The sequence below is a fragment of the Anaerofustis stercorihominis genome (assembly GCF_024623185.1).
Taxonomy (GTDB): Bacteria; Bacillota; Clostridia; order Eubacteriales; family Anaerofustaceae; genus Anaerofustis.
In genome coordinates this window covers 136871-152971 of record NZ_JANJZK010000002.1, presented here as the reverse complement: position 1 = coordinate 152971, position 16101 = coordinate 136871, and the positions used below count along the sequence as shown (strand labels likewise).

General features: G+C 40.4%; 15 protein-coding genes and 1 pseudogene. 1 reads left to right on the top strand and 15 read right to left on the bottom strand.

Translation table 11 applies throughout. The features are described from left to right. Positions 1-63: 63 nt before the first annotated feature. On the bottom strand, positions 64-1782 hold the full coding sequence (locus NSA01_RS02390; RefSeq protein ID WP_257479916.1) for a DUF262 domain-containing protein: 1719 nt from the start codon (positions 1780-1782) through the stop codon (positions 64-66). 443 nt (positions 1783-2225) lie between these two features. Between NSA01_RS02390 and NSA01_RS02375 the strand changes: the two are divergent. Continuing rightward, a pseudogene (locus NSA01_RS02375) lies at positions 2226-3605 on the top strand (ISNCY family transposase). A 123-nt stretch (positions 3606-3728) separates the two neighbouring features. Here the strand turns inward: NSA01_RS02375 and NSA01_RS02370 are convergent. The 14 genes from NSA01_RS02370 to NSA01_RS02305 form a co-directional block, all read right to left on the bottom strand. Further along, positions 3729-5303 carry a recombinase family protein gene (locus tag NSA01_RS02370; protein ID WP_257479914.1) on the bottom strand — a complete coding sequence of 525 codons (1575 nt, stop codon included), beginning with the start codon at positions 5301-5303 and terminating at the stop codon, positions 3729-3731. Positions 5304-5306: 3 nt separating this feature from the next. Beyond that, on the bottom strand, positions 5307-5720 hold the full coding sequence (locus tag NSA01_RS02365) for a recombinase family protein (RefSeq protein ID WP_257479913.1): 414 nt from the start codon (positions 5718-5720) through the stop codon (positions 5307-5309). 1 nt (position 5721) lies between these two features. Then, the gene (locus NSA01_RS10080; protein WP_257479912.1) at positions 5722-7284 is read right to left on the bottom strand and encodes a recombinase family protein; all 1563 of its coding nucleotides are present in this window, start codon (positions 7282-7284) and stop codon (positions 5722-5724) included. A 61-nt stretch (positions 7285-7345) separates the two neighbouring features. Then, complete coding sequence (locus NSA01_RS02355; RefSeq protein ID WP_022059219.1) at positions 7346-7564, bottom strand: SHOCT domain-containing protein; 219 nt, start codon at positions 7562-7564, stop codon at positions 7346-7348. Between the two features lie 56 nt (positions 7565-7620). After that, positions 7621-9573 carry a DNA polymerase gene (locus NSA01_RS02350; RefSeq protein WP_257479911.1) on the bottom strand — a complete coding sequence of 651 codons (1953 nt, stop codon included), beginning with the start codon at positions 9571-9573 and terminating at the stop codon, positions 7621-7623. Between the two features lie 63 nt (positions 9574-9636). Then, complete coding sequence (locus tag NSA01_RS02345) at positions 9637-9816, bottom strand: hypothetical protein (protein ID WP_257479910.1); 180 nt, start codon at positions 9814-9816, stop codon at positions 9637-9639. Positions 9817-9897: 81 nt separating this feature from the next. Continuing rightward, the gene (locus NSA01_RS02340) at positions 9898-10446 is read right to left on the bottom strand and encodes a DUF2815 family protein (protein ID WP_257479909.1); all 549 of its coding nucleotides are present in this window, start codon (positions 10444-10446) and stop codon (positions 9898-9900) included. Between the two features lie 5 nt (positions 10447-10451). Beyond that, positions 10452-11582, bottom strand: a complete 1131-nt coding sequence (locus NSA01_RS02335) for a DUF2800 domain-containing protein (RefSeq protein ID WP_257479908.1) — start codon at positions 11580-11582, stop codon at positions 10452-10454. Continuing rightward, a complete protein-coding gene (locus NSA01_RS02330) occupies positions 11575-11931 on the bottom strand; it encodes an rRNA biogenesis protein rrp5 (protein ID WP_257479907.1) in 357 nt (118 codons plus the stop codon). The genes NSA01_RS02335 and NSA01_RS02330 overlap by 8 nt, the downstream gene beginning before the upstream one ends. Further along, positions 11928-12122, bottom strand: a complete 195-nt coding sequence (locus NSA01_RS02325; protein WP_257479906.1) for a hypothetical protein — start codon at positions 12120-12122, stop codon at positions 11928-11930. Before NSA01_RS02325 ends, NSA01_RS02330 begins: the two co-directional genes overlap by 4 nt. A gap of 216 nt (positions 12123-12338) precedes the next feature. Further along, positions 12339-13208 carry an N-acetylmuramoyl-L-alanine amidase gene (locus NSA01_RS02320; protein ID WP_257479905.1) on the bottom strand — a complete coding sequence of 290 codons (870 nt, stop codon included), beginning with the start codon at positions 13206-13208 and terminating at the stop codon, positions 12339-12341. 1 nt (position 13209) lies between these two features. Then, positions 13210-13623, bottom strand: coding sequence for a phage holin family protein (locus NSA01_RS02315; protein ID WP_257479904.1), 414 nt, complete (start codon positions 13621-13623; stop codon positions 13210-13212). 72 nt (positions 13624-13695) lie between these two features. Beyond that, positions 13696-15552 carry a DUF859 family phage minor structural protein gene (locus NSA01_RS02310; protein WP_257479903.1) on the bottom strand — a complete coding sequence of 619 codons (1857 nt, stop codon included), beginning with the start codon at positions 15550-15552 and terminating at the stop codon, positions 13696-13698. A 15-nt stretch (positions 15553-15567) separates the two neighbouring features. Further along, a complete protein-coding gene (locus tag NSA01_RS02305; protein WP_257479902.1) occupies positions 15568-16035 on the bottom strand; it encodes a hypothetical protein in 468 nt (155 codons plus the stop codon). Between the last annotated feature and the right edge of the window lie 66 nt (positions 16036-16101).

Here is a 16101-nt window from a genome sequence, read left to right as displayed (position 1 = left end):
TGAAAATCGGTATGTCGAACCGACACAAATGTTGAGTTGCCTTATTGCTTGTATAGGCAAATACTATAAAAGAATGTCCTTTAATGCCTTGCTCATCAGTTCCTGACGTTTCTCCATAAACTCTTCAAAGTTTGCAAGTTCATAAGAAACATCACTAGGAAGGTACTTTGCGTTTTCGCTATTTTCAGTAACCTTCAACCAATCGACAAGTGGTGTCGCATTCTTGGATTCATTCTCTCTACCTTCCAACAATTGAAGGTTTGCTAATGTATTCCTTCTTCTACGCCAATCCTCTTTAGTATCATCATCAATCACTGTTCCGTCCGGCAATACTAAGTCTTTAATCTTGCCTTCTTCAAATCCTGTATATGGATGCATATGATCTTGATGGAATCCCTTCTGACTATATTTCAAGTTTGGATACAGAAGAGATAACAACATAAATGTATAGGCACCAATCTCATATGTATCAAACATTGCATCAATCTCATCCACAGTATATCTAAGAGTTCTGTCACCTGTGAATCTAATCCCATTTAGATTTTTCATACTAAATGAATTAGATGATGCTGCCTTCAATGCCTCTCTTATGCTTGTCAGTGCAGAGTTTGATGCAGTACCAAAAATTTGTCTTACCTGTGCGATTACAATATATTTTCTTAATTCAGCTTTACTGCTTGAATCGAAATTACCACCTTTGTATCTGTAGTAAACCATAGGAGAAACAGCCACATAAGAAATCATGTTCTCCGAATTAAATCCGAACTCATTTAACAGATCAACTGTATCCTTGATGGCTTTTCGGATTGAGTCCCAGTTTTCTTTGATTTTTAATACACTGTCCTTTTTGAATGTTTCTACTTTTAATGCTACGGACATATCTAAAAGATACAAACAGGTACGCATTATAAAGTCATTAGAGAACTTGAATCCTTCGCCTTTCTTATTTATTTCAGAAAGCAACTTATCAATTTCATCCCTTGCCTTATCCCAATGAGAAACAATAGTAGAGAATAACAAGTCACTCTTTGAAAGAATGGTTCCACCAGAATTTACTCTAACGAAAATATCCAATACACTGTCTATCGAATCTTTTTCTACTTCAAAGTAGTTGATGATTTCATCAGTAACCAGTCTTGTATGCAAAAGAGAAATATTCTTTGTTGCAACTTTGTCGGTTGCCCATCCATTAGGAATGATGACCTCTGTTAATAAATCTTCAGCTGAATACTTAAGGATATCTTTTACCAAATACCAAAGCTTATCGTCCTTATTCTTTGCAGCCTCTTCTGCTGTTAAAAATCTGAACTCATAAGAAATGTCCTCATCATCAGTTTTTTCACTGTGCAAATCAAAGTACAGTTCTTTCTTCGGAAATGCATCATCATTCTTCCATCTTTTGTTTGGAAGTTTTCTGCTCATACTTCCTTGCAAAGCTATGTATAGAGAAGTCAATCTCTGCTGGCCATCCAAAACTGCCCAGATTGTTTCATCTCCACTACCAACCGGGAACGGCTGTGGTGCAGCCGGATTCTTATACATATCTCGGTCATGGTAATCTTTTATAAATTCATACATTGAATACTCTTTTTGGTTCACAATAGTCTTCTTAACTTTCCAAAAAAGAAAAGTTCCAATAGGATATCCAAGCATGATAGAATCCATTAATCTTGTAATCTGTGAATCTCCCCACACATATTTTCTTTGAATAGCAGGAAGGTAGACTCTTCTACTATTTACATCATCTATTATTGCTCTAATACTTTTCTTTTCGTATGCCATGATTTGCCTCACTCATTACTTGTTTTTATCTGTTCTCCATCCGGGAAGATAAATGATTGCTCAAAGGTAACACCCATGACATCGGCTATCAGCTTTAACTCCTCAAGAGTCACAGTATCTCGTTTCAGTTTCTTACCAAAGTTCTGTGGAGTCTAACCTATCCGTCTGGCAAGTTCTGAAACGCTTATATTCTTTTTATTACATAACTCTTTAATCATATCGGATGTCTTCATCTTAATCCTCCATGTCTAAAATACACCTCAACTCACTATATTATAAACCATTTGGTTGATAATTTCAATCCTAGCACGGTTTCGCTCTGTAATTTTATGATTCGAAAATGATAATGTCTTAATGAAACGAAATTGATTATGTCCTAAAGGTTGTATTAAAATAAGGCCTCATGAGAAAGTGAGGCAATTATGCGAAAGGTGGATCTTAGAATGAATGAACAAGCAAAGTATGACATTATCAAAAAACTTGTTGATACCAATGGTAATAAAAAGAATGCTGCGATTAAACTTAACTGCTCCATGCGCACTGTCAATCGTTTGATTATCAAATACAAAGAAGAAGGCAAACAGGGCTTTATTCACAAAAACAGAGGCAGGTAGCCTGTTACTGCTTTCTCTGATGATGTCAAAGCGTCTGTGATTGATTTATACACATCCAAGTACTTTGGCGCCAACCTCTCCCATTTCTCTCAACTTCTTGCCAAACATGAAGGTATTATCGTCAGTGATTCTACCATTCGTCTTTGGCTTCGTGATGTTGATATCTTGTCTCCCAAGGCCAGAAAAAAAACGAAAAGACTCCTTGAGGCTGACCTGAGAAAGCGCAAAAAAGCCTCTGCTTCCTTCAAACAAAAGGCTACCATTGAAGATAAACTGGAACTGCTAAACCGCTCTGAAGTCCATCCCAGACGTCCCAGATGCGCTTATATGGGCGAACTTGTGCAAATGGATGCCTCCCCTCATCTCTGGTTTGGTAATACCATTACTCACCTGCATTTAGCGATTGACGACGCTACTGGCATGATTCTTGGCGCTTTCTTTGATTCCCAAGAAACTCTTCATGCCTATTATGAAGTCACTCGTCAGATTCTTACCATCTATGGTATTCCTGCCAAATTCCTTACCGATCGTCGTACTGTCTTTGAATACAAAAGAAAAAACGCATCCTCCGATGAAGAAGACACGTTTACTCAGTTCTCCTATGCCTGTCATCAACTTGGCATTGAGCTGGAATGTACTAGTGTCCCACAAGCCAAAGGACGCGTAGAAAGGCTCAATCAGACCTTACAGTCACGTTTGGTCATTGAACTAAGGCTTGTGGGCATTACCTCGATAGAGGAGGCGAATGAATTCTTGTACTCCTACATAGAAGAATTCAATGCCATGTTCGCTCTACCGCTTAATCATACAAGAAATGTGTTTGAAAAGCAACCCTGTGATCGGGATATCAATCACATTCTCTCCATTCTCTCATGTAGGAAACTGGATGGTGGAAACTGCATCCGTTATAAAAACAAGTACTATATACCTGTGACACGTAATGCGCATAAGGCATATTTGAAGAAAGGAATGACAGCCATGGTGATTGAAGCCTTTGATGGAAACTTATATGTGAATATCTTGGATCATATCTTTGCGTTGGAGGAAGTTCCACTTCGTGAAGCCAAGTCTAAGACCTTTGATCCTGTGGTTAAGGATGTTAGGCCAAGAAAGGTTTACATTCCTCCCATGTCTCATCCTTGGAAGCACGCTTCTTTTCAGGCTTATCTTGCCAAACAAAAGCACCGTGTTCTTGGTGCTAATGTTTAACTTTTTTTGGGACATTTTCATTTTCGCTTGACATCCTAGCACGGTTTCGCTCTGTAATTTTTCTATGAATGACAAAAACACCCTGCATTGCTGCAAGGTGTTGATGTAATAGTTCTTATTCAATTATCTCTTGAGTTCAATAGTCATGCCGGATTTAAATTCGAAGATTAGTTTATCATCATAAACTGTGATTTTTTCAATAAGCCTTCTGACCAATTGCTCATCATATTCTGTGATTCTGCTTGTTTGCGTTTGAAGAAAATGTCGCATTTCATTAATTCGTTTTCTGAGCATTTCCTGTTCAGCATCCTTTGTTACAACTGCTGCTTTCTTTTCTCTCAAGGCGTCTATTTCCTTTGCTATAACATCATACTCAGCATTTTTGTTTACGCACATCACAAGCTTTTCCTGTAATTCCGCCATTCTTTGGTCTATGTACTCGAGCGTTGCCGTAGAATTACCATTTAGTACATCTTCGATATTATGCTGTAGTTGCACCAAAAATTCTTCTCTTCCTCCAAGGGTCTTATTGATGGCTCTCATGACTGCTTTTTGAATTTCTGATTCGCTGATTGCCTCAGCATCACAGCCTTTTTTCGGTCCCTTCTCAATTCGGCTGGCACATCTCCATTTGTTATAAGATGCACCCCTGGCTTTCCACGCAACTCTTCTGAAAAGATCCCCACATTTACCACAGTATATGATGCTCGATAATGCATATTTGCTGCTGTAGACTCTTTTCGTCTTCCCGTTTTCTGTTCTTAAATGAGCCCTTCTTTGCAGTTCTTCCTGGACCTGCATAAACAACTGCCTTGGAATGATTGCTTCATGGTTATTTTCAACATAGTACTGAGGAACAATGCCGTTATTAGCAACTCTCTTCTTTGTAAGAACATCAACCGTATAGGTCTTCTGTAAAAGAGCATCTCCCATATACTTTTCATTTGTGAGAATTTTTCTTATTCCATCACTTCGCCATTTCATATTTCCGGTTGCGGTTGGAATACCATCTGCCATAAGTCCGTCTGCTATATTCTTAAGGCTTGCTCCTTGAAGGTATTCTCGAAATATTCTTCTTACTACCACAGCCTGCTCTTCATCAATGATGAGATGTCCATTCTCGTCTTTTGTGTATCCCAAGAACCAATTATGATTGATCTGAACCTCTCCGTTTTGATATCTGAACTGGAGTCCCATCTTTACATTCTTGGAAAGCGACTCAGATTCCTGCTGTGCAAGTGATGCCATAATAGTAAGAAGTACCTCGCCTTTAGCATCTAAAGTATTGATATTTTCTTTTTCAAAAAATACAGGCACATTTTTTTCTTTAAGCTGTCTGATGTACTTAAGGCAGTCCAATGTGTTTCTTGCAAATCGACTGATTGACTTTGTGATAATCATATCAATTTTGCCTGCCATCGTATCTTCAATCATGCGGTTGAATTCTTCTCGCTTTTTCGTATTTGTTCCACTGATACCGTCATCAGCGTATATTCCGGCGAATTCCCATTCAGGATTTTTCCTAATATATTCCGTGTAATGCTCAACCTGGGCATCATAACTTGTAGCCTGTTCTTCGCTGTCAGTACTTACTCTACAGTACGCTGCGACCTTTAATTTTGGCATATCTTCTGCGGTTACTGTATTACCTACACGTTTTTTTGCCGGAATAACTGTTATGTTCTTTGCTCCTGCCATGTGTCATTCCTCGCTTTCTATCAAACTATAAATGTATTCTGCCTGCTCGAATGGATCAGGAAATGTTAAATCGGCTGGCTTGAAATGAAATGCTATAGGAACTGTCTTATTGTGTTCCTTGCATCTTCTGTCGAGCCTTCCAAGGTTCCCTGCCCTTCGTGTCAGTTCTTCCAGAAATCTTGTCTGGATTTCTTTGTCAATTATCTGTGGGTAATAGTCTGTTCCCAGATACTTCTTGTTAGAAAGCATTCTCTTTACTGATGCATGGTTCATCTTAAAACCTGCTTCTTTAGCTGCATCAATAAGTGACTTGCCTTCAAAATAGTATCTGTAGGTTGCCCTTATTTGTTCTGCAGCCGTTTCATCAACTACAGCACAACCGTCAACTATTTTGTACCCTACTGGTATGTGTGCCATATCAATCTATCCTTTCCTTCAGCTTTAAGCCAAATTTTAATTCAAACTCTACTTCTTCTCTGGACAGCACCTTTACCTTTTCTACGAACCTTTCAAATAAGGAATCGTCCCATTCGGTAAAAGGCTCTGCTCCGTTAAGGAAACTGACCAGGCCACTTAATGCCTGTTCCATCGTGTAGCCTGCGTTATCCATTCTGTAAAGAAGATCTCGTTTTGCAGTAAGCTGTTCATACTCCATCACTAGCTTGTTATGAGCCTCGGCAAATACTGGACTTTCAAGATAGCCTCTTGTAAGAAGTGTATTCAGCTGCTTTTTCTGTTCTTCATTGCTCTTCATTTCCTTTTCGATATCTTCCACACTGTTTGCGTTCTTTTTAGAATTATTTGTTGTAATGGAAATAAGGAGCGGTTTCAAGACTAGGTCGTTTCCAAATACCAGCTTGTTCATCATGGTAAGGAAGGCTCTCTTTAAATCATCATCACGAATGAACTTCATGGAGCAGGAACTCGAATCTTCAATATGTCCGCCACAGCACCAAGCATTGTAGCTTTTGCCGTGTGAAGTATAGTGGTATCTTCTCTTAAATGATCTTCCGCACTCGCCACACTTGATTTTACCGGACATGGCATATCTGTTCTGATACTTTGATGTATCTTCGGTGCAGTTGCCTTTTTCAAGTCCTCGCTGCCTAATTGCTTCCTTAGCTTTCTCAAAGGTTTCTCGGTCAATGATAGGCTCATGATGATTTTCACAGTAGTACTGTTCTTCTTCGCCATAGTTTCTTTTTCTCTTGAAGGATGCATCTGTGATGGTCTTCTGAAAAAGTGCATCTCCTATGTACTTCTCATTTGTAAGAATGCCGTTAATCGTACCGCCTGTCCACTTAGCACCTTTCTTGGTAGGAACACTTTTTTCATTCAGTTCCTTTGCAATGATGTTGGTGCTCTTTCCGGCAAGGCACCCTGCAAAAATCTCTTTTACAACTTCTGCCTGTTCAGGAATAATCACCATCTCGCCATCGACATTAGCATAGCCATAAGGCGGATAAGAAATCACATAAGTACCGTTCTGGAACCTTTTCTTGATGCTCCACTTTTCATTCTCCGAAATGGAACGTGACTCGCTTTCTGCCATGCTGGCCAATACAGCAAGCATTAACTCACTTTCCATAGAGCCTGTGTTTATATTTTCCTTTTCAAAAATAACATAGACTTCATAATTCAAAAGCTTTCTTACAAGTGCCAGACAATCGGTAGTGTTTCTGCTGAATCTGCTGATGGATTTTGTGATGACAAGATCGATAAGACCTTTTTCACAGTCTTCCATAAGTCTTAACAACCCATCTCTCTTTGCAGTCTTTGTACCGCTGACACCATCATCATAATAAATACCTGCATATTCCCATTCACTGTTTGCTTTGATGTAACTCTCATAATGATTTTTCTGTGTTTCAAGGCTGAGTTCCTGTTCATCACTATCAGTTGAAACTCTGCAGTATGCAGCCACCCTTGTCTTCTTAAAAATGGAGAAATCAACCTGATTGATTTTCGTTACATTCTTCACTTATATCACCTCGCTTTATCGTATGACATATTCCCGTAGAAACCGTTATATATCAAGTCAATTACTGATAAATCTCGCATAGATAGGGAGAGAAAATAAGCCGATTTTTCTCGGAGATTTTGTGTAATTCATCATCAGAAATAAGACCCTTTTCTGCCATCTTACGAACTATCCTTTCAGCGAGAATGAAGTCAAATTCCTTCTGCAATTCTTCCTGTGTAAACACCTTTGTGTCAGGCTTTGGTGCTGCTGCACCGTCTTCTAATTTTGTAATCTGCATAAAAAAGCACCTCCTACCATGTAGCCTTGGCAAGAGGTTGAAAAGGACGTTTTTCATTAATCTTTTTTATAAAACCGACATTCATAGCCGTCTGCACGAAGAAGAAGACCCTTTGCCCAGGGTGGAGTTCTTCCCATCTGCTCACACACAGCATCAAGGGACATATCCTTTCTGCACTCGATGATGACTTCATCATGCACATGAGCAACGATATTACAGTTTCTTAAAGTCTGCATTGCATACATGAGAATATCCCTGGCAATTGCCTGTGTGATGTTTTCACAAAACTTTGGACCATAGCTTTCAAGCCTTTCCCATTTCTTTGTACCACCTACACCTTCATAGGTAACAGACGCACCACCGAACTGATTCACACCCATCTTGGGTTTTACATATGCAAGTCTTCTGCCGGAAGGAAGAACGATAAAAAGAAATCCACTCTCATACATAAATCGTATGCCGTGAGTTTCGGTTGTGATTCTCTTCTTGACTGTTTCCTTTACACAGTTATCAATATCCCACCACAACATTGTGATGGCAGGATTTGAATTCCTCCAAGCATAGACAAGAGGCTGGAGTTCCTCTTCGGTAAGACCCATTTCAATGGCTCCCATAGCTTTCAATGCTCCGACTGAACCGCCATAGCCAAGTGCGAGTTCCGCTATCTTACCTTTCTGTCTTAAGTGACCGTTAACACCATGCTTTTCAACAGGCACACCGAACATCTGTGATGCACTGCTGCAATAGATATCCTTGCCTTCTTCAAATACTTTAATTCGCCATTTCTCGCCAGCAAGCCACGCAAGGACTCTCGCTTCAATGGCAGAAAAGTCAGCAACGATGAATTTGTTATCTCCCTGTGGCACAAAAGCTGTACGGATAAGCTGTGACAAGGTATCCGGGATATCATCATATAAAAGTTCAAGGGCATCAAAGTTACCGCATCTTACAAGACCTCTTGCCTGTGCAAGATCTGGCATATGGTTCTGAGGCAGGTTCTGGAGCTGCACCAGTCTTCCGGCAAACCTACCGGTTCTGTTGGCTCCGTAAAACTGAAACATTCCTCTTGCTCTGTTATCCATGCACACGGTATTTTTCATAGTCGTATATTTCTTCACACTGCTTTTCGCAAGCTGCTGACGAAGGGATAACACATCCACAAGATGTTCAGGAGCCTCCTTCATCATTTCTGCCACTACTTTCTTGCCAAGGCTGTCTGTTTCAAGTCCATTCTCTGAAAGCCAGTTCTTCATCTGCTGTACGGAGTTTGGATTTTCAAGACCGGTAAGTTTCTGCATCTGTTTTGTAAGTATCGTCTTGCTCTTCTCATCAAAGGCAATGGCATTCTTAACAAAAACCATATCAACACCAATTCCACGGTCATTGATTTCCTGATCTAAATGATACTCATCCCATATACTTTTGCTTACCGGGAAACGGGATAGTTTCTGTTGGATACCCATCTCTGTTTCAACATCTCGAAGGTTGTATGCCTTAAACTGCGTCCACTTCTCCAAATCGTGATATGGCATATTTCTTGTTCTGCCACCATTGACCTTTGTAGGAGAGCAGGGAACACAGAAGTATTTGATGAGATTCTTGCCCTCTGTGAGTTTCTGCTTTTCAAGTCCAAGAACAGCACCTACTCCTTCAAGGGATAATGGAAGTCCAAGAGTTGCCGCCCAAACAAGAGTGCAACGCCATGACACAGGATCAAGACAATATCCATTATGAGATACACCATTATCACGAAGATATCTGGACAGGCAGACTCTTTCAAACTGTGCATTGAAAGCGCACTTGATGACTTCATCATCTGTAAGAGCAACAATAATATCGTCCGGTATCTTTTCTCCCATTGCGAGGTCTACAACCTTGACCTCGCCGCCATCTACGGAATATCCGAAAAGCAGAATCTCAAAATCTTCACTTTCTGCATAACGATAAACCCCGGATTTTTGCAGACTCACACTTGAAAAGGTTTCAATATCTATACTGATTGATTTCACATTCTCACTTCCTTTCAAAGTAAAACAGACGGCAGAGGATTGTCCTCCACCGCCTGCACACTTTTATTCTTCAGTTTTATCTTCAGCAGATTTCTTCTTATCCTTATGCTTTTTAATGGAATCCTTCACAAGCCAGATGCAGTTCATGATTGTACTAACAATGCCGTAGATACCAGCACCCATAAAAATGTAGAAGATGATGATCACATCAATCTGCTTTGCTAATTCATATAATTCGTTCATATCGTTTACCTCGTATATTCATAATAGTTGCAGACGGTGGTGTTTCACACCGCCTGCAGAAAGTTAAAGGGTCAGTTCAGATTAAGATAAGAAATCGTCATCTTCCTCAGTACTGAAATCATCAGTTGCAGAGCTACGACCACCAAGGGACTCTCCGTCTCTGATTTTCTGAATATTACCAAGACCACAGGCAATACCCTTATTACCATTGGAGTTGAATGCATAGAAGTTAAGAGAAACTCTTGCATAGCAACCACTGTACACCTCATCACGGTCAAGAATAGGCTTTACGGCCTTATCAACAATCTGTGGTGCTGTCTTACTGTTGGCATTGATGAACCAATGTCCGGCATAAGCCTCGTCCTCACGCTCTGTGTCACCATCACGAAGAGGAAGCTTGATTGCTGCCTTGTTAGGCTTCTTGCCACCGAACTTTGCGATGCCTTCCTCAATAGCTGCATCAACCGCATCATTGATTGCCTTTACTGTTTCCTTATCATCCTTTGGAATAAGAACAGATACACTGTATCTTTCTGGACCGCCATTGATAGATGTAGGTTCCCATCCGTGGAAATAAGAAAGTCTTGTGTTCTTGCCTGTGATAACCTTTGTTTTACTTGTATTCGCCATAATCGTTAATCCTCCATTTTAAATTCGTTTTTAGCGTTTGATATATGCATTGCCTCTCTCTTATCCGAGTTTGGTACAAGAGTCGGCTTTCCGGGTGGTTTGTAGATAAGGTCACCCAGTACCTTTTCAAATGTTGCTTTACCCATCAGTTTCTGCATCTCTGTAAGAGTGATAAGGCTCTGACGGTAAATATCCTTATAACCTGCTTCCTTGGCTGCTTTGGCAACTGCATCTTCGTCCGTGTACTTACGGACAGAGCGTCTTTCAACAACCTTGAATCCGTTCCACTGCTTACCGTGGCTCACAGCTGATTCGGTAGCATAAGCCATAATCTCATTTGCCCACTTTGTAAGATCAGGAATAACGGATAGAATTTCTTCGATTTCCTCATCTGTAAGAAGTGGAGGAAGTTTGAATTCTTCCTGTGCAAGTTTCAGCTTTTCTTCTGCTCTTGCTCTGCATCTGACTGCTGCCCTGCAGAAGGTACACCATTCACCGGGACAGTATTCGCCTTCGCCATTCATGGCCATTTCAGCCTTTGGCTTTAATACTTCTTCTGCCCAGGACTTAAGTTCATCAACTGAAATCGTCCAGGTGCTCACATTCTCCCTGCGTGGCTGGAAGATGGACATTGAAACTTCCTTGATGTCATATAAGCTGTCATAGATTGCAAGGGCACCGAGTGCATAGCATTTCATCTGTGGATTGTCTGTAGCGTCTACCAGAACTCCCATGCCGTATTTGAAATCAATGATGTGCAGCTTATCATCCGAAACAATCACACAGTCTGCTGTGCCATAACCATCTGGGACATATTCAGAGAAGTCTACGTGTTGCTCTATCAGCACCAATGGGTCATTGCAGTTCTGCTTTGCAACATCAAGCTGTTCCAAGACAAAATCCACATATGCATCGGTGTGTTCCTGCATCTCATCACTGTCATAAGAAGAAATGGGTCTTTTGCTTCTTCTTCGTAGTGTTTTCTTAAGCTTATGTTCACACCATGCATGAGCAGCTGTTCCTTCTTCTGCTGCCTGGCTTGTCTTGTTTTCAAACTCTGATTCAAGACTTGCACTAGGTGTACAGTTGAGCCATCTGTGAGAACTTGAAGGGGAAAGGAATGCGTGTTTACTCATTTCCAAGCACCTCCGCCTCTTTGATGATTGCTTCATAGTTGCTAGGGTCGATGTCGGATAACTTGCTGCCTCCAAACTTTGCAATCAAGCCCTTAACTTCTGATGTAAGTCCGTTCTGGCTCTTTTCGGCAAGAACTCCTCTTACGTCTTCGAGTGTGTAAAACTTTGCTTTTTCCCTCTTAGGCTTTGCAGCCTTTTCAGCAATCTGTGCTGCAGGCTGTGATCCAGTTACTTCTACAGATTTCATATCTGTAAGAACATCAGCTACCACCTGAAGACTGTCTGCCAGGTTACGCACATTCGTGATGACTTGGGCTACAGCGTCAAGTAATTCCGTTACTTTGTTCATGGTCTACCTCCTTCCGTAACTTTTGTGATGGCAAGTTCCTCAATCGTGTCACCCGGAACAAGAATCATGATCTTCTGCTTTTTACCGAACAGCATTCTCATAAATCTTTCTCGAAGTGTGATGCTCTTGTAGGACACCATGCCGTTTCGTTGTGGCTTGTCAGAAACACTAATGTGAAGATTATGTTTCATCGTGACACCTCCAATTCCGAGAGATTTGTTTCTCTCTAACTTTTAGCCTTGGGAAGAGGTTCAAAAGGACGTTTTTTGAAAAACTTTTTTATTTTTCTTTTTTCCTTGTTTTGCTCTTCCTAACTAGTAGCCTTGGGAAGGGCATCAAAAGGACGTTTTGAAACAAAAAAATAAAGCCTGCCCACACTCCGAAGAATGCAGACAGGCTCATAGCTCTTATTTTAAGAGTTCGTTTACTCTTTTCTGCACTGCAGAATAGTTATATCCTGCGGCTGTCAATCTGTTCTTTCTGTCAGAACCATTACCCCACTTACCCTGGATAACTTCTCTTGCAAGCTCATCTACCGTTTTGGTACTTGAGGCATTAGATCCTACAATTTTGCCATTCTCATCAAAGATGAAATATCCCGGATTAGCTTTTGCACATCTCTTAGCATTATCAAGGTACTTGAATGCACCTTTCTGCGATTTTGCGTCATTCCAAGATTTTCTTACCCTATAAAAGCCACTTGTAGATGTTCCATTGCCCGTAGCAGAATTACTGCCACCAAGCTGTGCAGTGACCTTTGATGCAAGATCACCAAGTCTTGAGTAAAGCCAATCTCCCGGGCAGGACTTATTGGCAAACCATCTGTGAACTGTAAGTACCATTTCATCAGATTTTGGTGAGTAATTCAGAGTCTTATTTTTATCCCCAAGCCAGATGAGTTTCTTCTTTCCATTACGTTTACAGATATCTACGCAAAGCTTAATAAGAGTTGCATACACAGTGCTGTTCATAGTATATGGATGTTTAGTATCGGATGCACATTCAATAGTTACTGCTCTCTGATCATTCGCATTAGACGAAGAACACCAAGAACGATTCTTTTCCTCCACATACATTCCGACTCTTCCATCAGGACCAATCCCATACTGACAGCTTGCCTGTCTTGACGCCGGATAAAATATATTGCCAAGAGTTTCTACAGAACACTGTCCTACTACACAATGTGGGGTGATTCTGTCAATTGCATGAGTTCTTTGTCCGGAATGATTTGGACTAAGTTTGGTGTATACCACCATTTTACTGTTTGTATAAGCCATATTATTTTTCCTCTCTTTCTGCTCTGTCATGGAGCTGCTCTAAAACTGTTTTGATTTTTTCTGGAATAGGAAGTCCTAAATATCCTGCATTTTCAAGAAGTGATATGCCTTCATTGGAAATGTAGAAAAAGATAATTGCTGTCCTAAGTACGCTTCCCGTCCCGATTACTTGGACATCGAGAATGTTTGCGATGCCCACTAAAACAAAAATCAGCACCTTTCTGCAGATGCCCTTGAAACCGACCTCACTGGATAACGTCTTATCCGCAATTGCACACATGACCCCTGAGATGTAATCCATCACTACGAACATCACAAGGGCAATTAAAAGGCCATCGCAGCCTCCAAGAAAATATCCAAGCCAACCGCCGATCATAGTGAATACAATCTGTATTCCGTTCCAAAATTCCTTCATGATTTATTCCTCCATTTCTTAAAAATAGGTATGAAAAAAGCACCTCCGAAGAGATGCTTGATTCCAAATAATTTATGCAGTTCTTTTCCACATATAAACTACAAGGTAAGGTGGCATATTGTTATGAGCAGAAGAGCCACCTTTTGATGAAGTTAGGTAACTCCATTCGTTTCCTTCTGCTTTGTTTGTCTGGTTAACCCACCACATTTCCATTGTGGATGAGGCTCCCATTTCTTTTATTGCTGCACTTGCCGTTGCCCCTTTACCATACACTCCGATAAAATCAGATTTTCCTTCTCCATTATTCGTCATATTGTTGAAGAATGGTGTATCGTGAGCATGTTTAGGCATTTCAGCAACGGTCAGTTTATGTGTTGCAGCACCTCCGGTTGAACCGGCAGTATAGGCTGAGCCGACACCTAATAGAAATCTATCTTTTAATTGCGTCCAAGAGCCTCCAAAAAGATTAGCCGGACTTGTAGCATTTACGCTCATATAAATACTGCCTATGGGATAGATGTAATCAATAAGTTTCTTCCCGTGAATTTCTAATTCCCAGTTGTTTGCGATTTCTACTGTATTATCTTTTTCTGCAACCTTTCCAATAGCAATGCCCTTACCACCAGCTTTAAAATCCATTAGAACTGCAGCAGTTGATACCGTATTGTAGATGGTAACTGTAGTGAACTCATCTGTAATGGTGTATTTCACATCGTATGAACTCTCTGTTGATATTGCACCTCCACCAAATACAAAAGCTGTACCGGAAGAGAAACTTTTGTTTGCATTTGTCCAGGTACTTGCAGATGACTTTTTATAATAAGTTGCTCTAGTCACAGTATTCTTATTGCCGCAAGATGAATACGAATAAGAAATTATACTTCGAATATATGTGCCATCATCATTTGCTGTTCCATCACTTATTGCTCTCTGCGATAAATAATCTGTAAAGGACGGTGCTGCATATGCTACCACAGAAATTGATACTGTCTTGGCATCTGAAACCCTCCCTCTTGAATCTGTAACCTTTGCTGTAAATGTTATCGTACCGGACGTTGTAAGAAAACCTGTTGTAAAGCTTGATTCAGTACTTGAAAAACCTCCGCCGGAAATTGAATAAGAAGAAATAGTCGAGCCATAACTTCCTGCTGCTCCATTTATCGTAAGCGTTGCTTTTGATTTCGATTGCACATAAATTCCCCAATCAGTTGGTACTGTCCCATCAACCCTTGTTACACCTAAACTTGTAATGGTCGGCTTGACCGTGGCCGGCACAGTAAGTGTAAGTGTGCAAGTCTTTGATCCTACCTTTGTTGAACCACTATAGGTATCACAAGTAATCGTACATGATCCTGATACTGCCTTTGGTATCTGATTTGCAAGTGATATTGCCGGAGTCCAAGATACTGATGTAGATGTTGTCTTTGATACAATTGTTCCTGTTGAACTGCCAAATTTATAGGTCAAAGTATGTGTAAAAGAAGAAGATGCCCTAGAAATAGCAATTTTTGTAGCACTTCCCATATTTACATTTGTTGCTGATACCGATGATGCTCTGGGAATGGTATTCAGTGTATGTGTACCACTTGCAGTAACACTAACTGCATAAGTATAAACACCTGCCTGGCAGCTTAGACTAAAAGATTTTGTACCATCAGTATTATGTGCGATTGTAGTTGATCCACTAGCAATCACTTGATCTTTCTTTAACTGTATACGTGTGTCACTCGAATATACTGTGGTTCCGTTAATAACAGCCTTAAAAGCTCCAGACATTACCCAACTTCCGCCACCAGAACTGCCGGAGCCTTTCAATGTCCATGCAATTGTGGATGTGTTTTTCTCGATACTCTGACTCGACAATGTCCATGATAGCGTTATAGAACGTCCTTCTTTTTCATTTGTTGTAATGCTTCCGCTTGATGCCATGCTTTTCTTCCTCCTTTACGATACCGGGTCTCTCCATTTAATAGAGAGATTTCCGTTTCCTCTGGGTATAAAATCAAACCATCCCCTGGTTTCATTTCCAAGGGACAGCTTGTTTCGTATTTCTGCATTGGTAATAACCAAGCTATTATTTGAAATGTATGCAATCTTTTGTCCATTCTCTTTGAAAGCCAATTCTTCATTGGATAATTCTGCGGTAAAAGCATTTCCTACTTTTCCAAGTTCAATCAAAGCACCCTTGAAGCGAATATACTCCTCTAGCAGTTCTTGGTTTGTTGCCACATTTCCTTTTATCTCATCAGTAATAGCCGTAAAGTCCATTCGTATCTCACTGCTGTTCTGCGTGATACTGGTCTGAAAATCCTGCTGCAATTTTTCCAGATCCGACTTTTCAATGTAAGTGTCCTTTACCGAACTCATTATTTCATTTGATGTTTTGGTAATCTCCGAGTAGCACTCATGCACTTGAATCTTCAGTGTTTCCACATCACCCAAAGCATCTTCATAAGCCACAACACTTTGAAATGTATT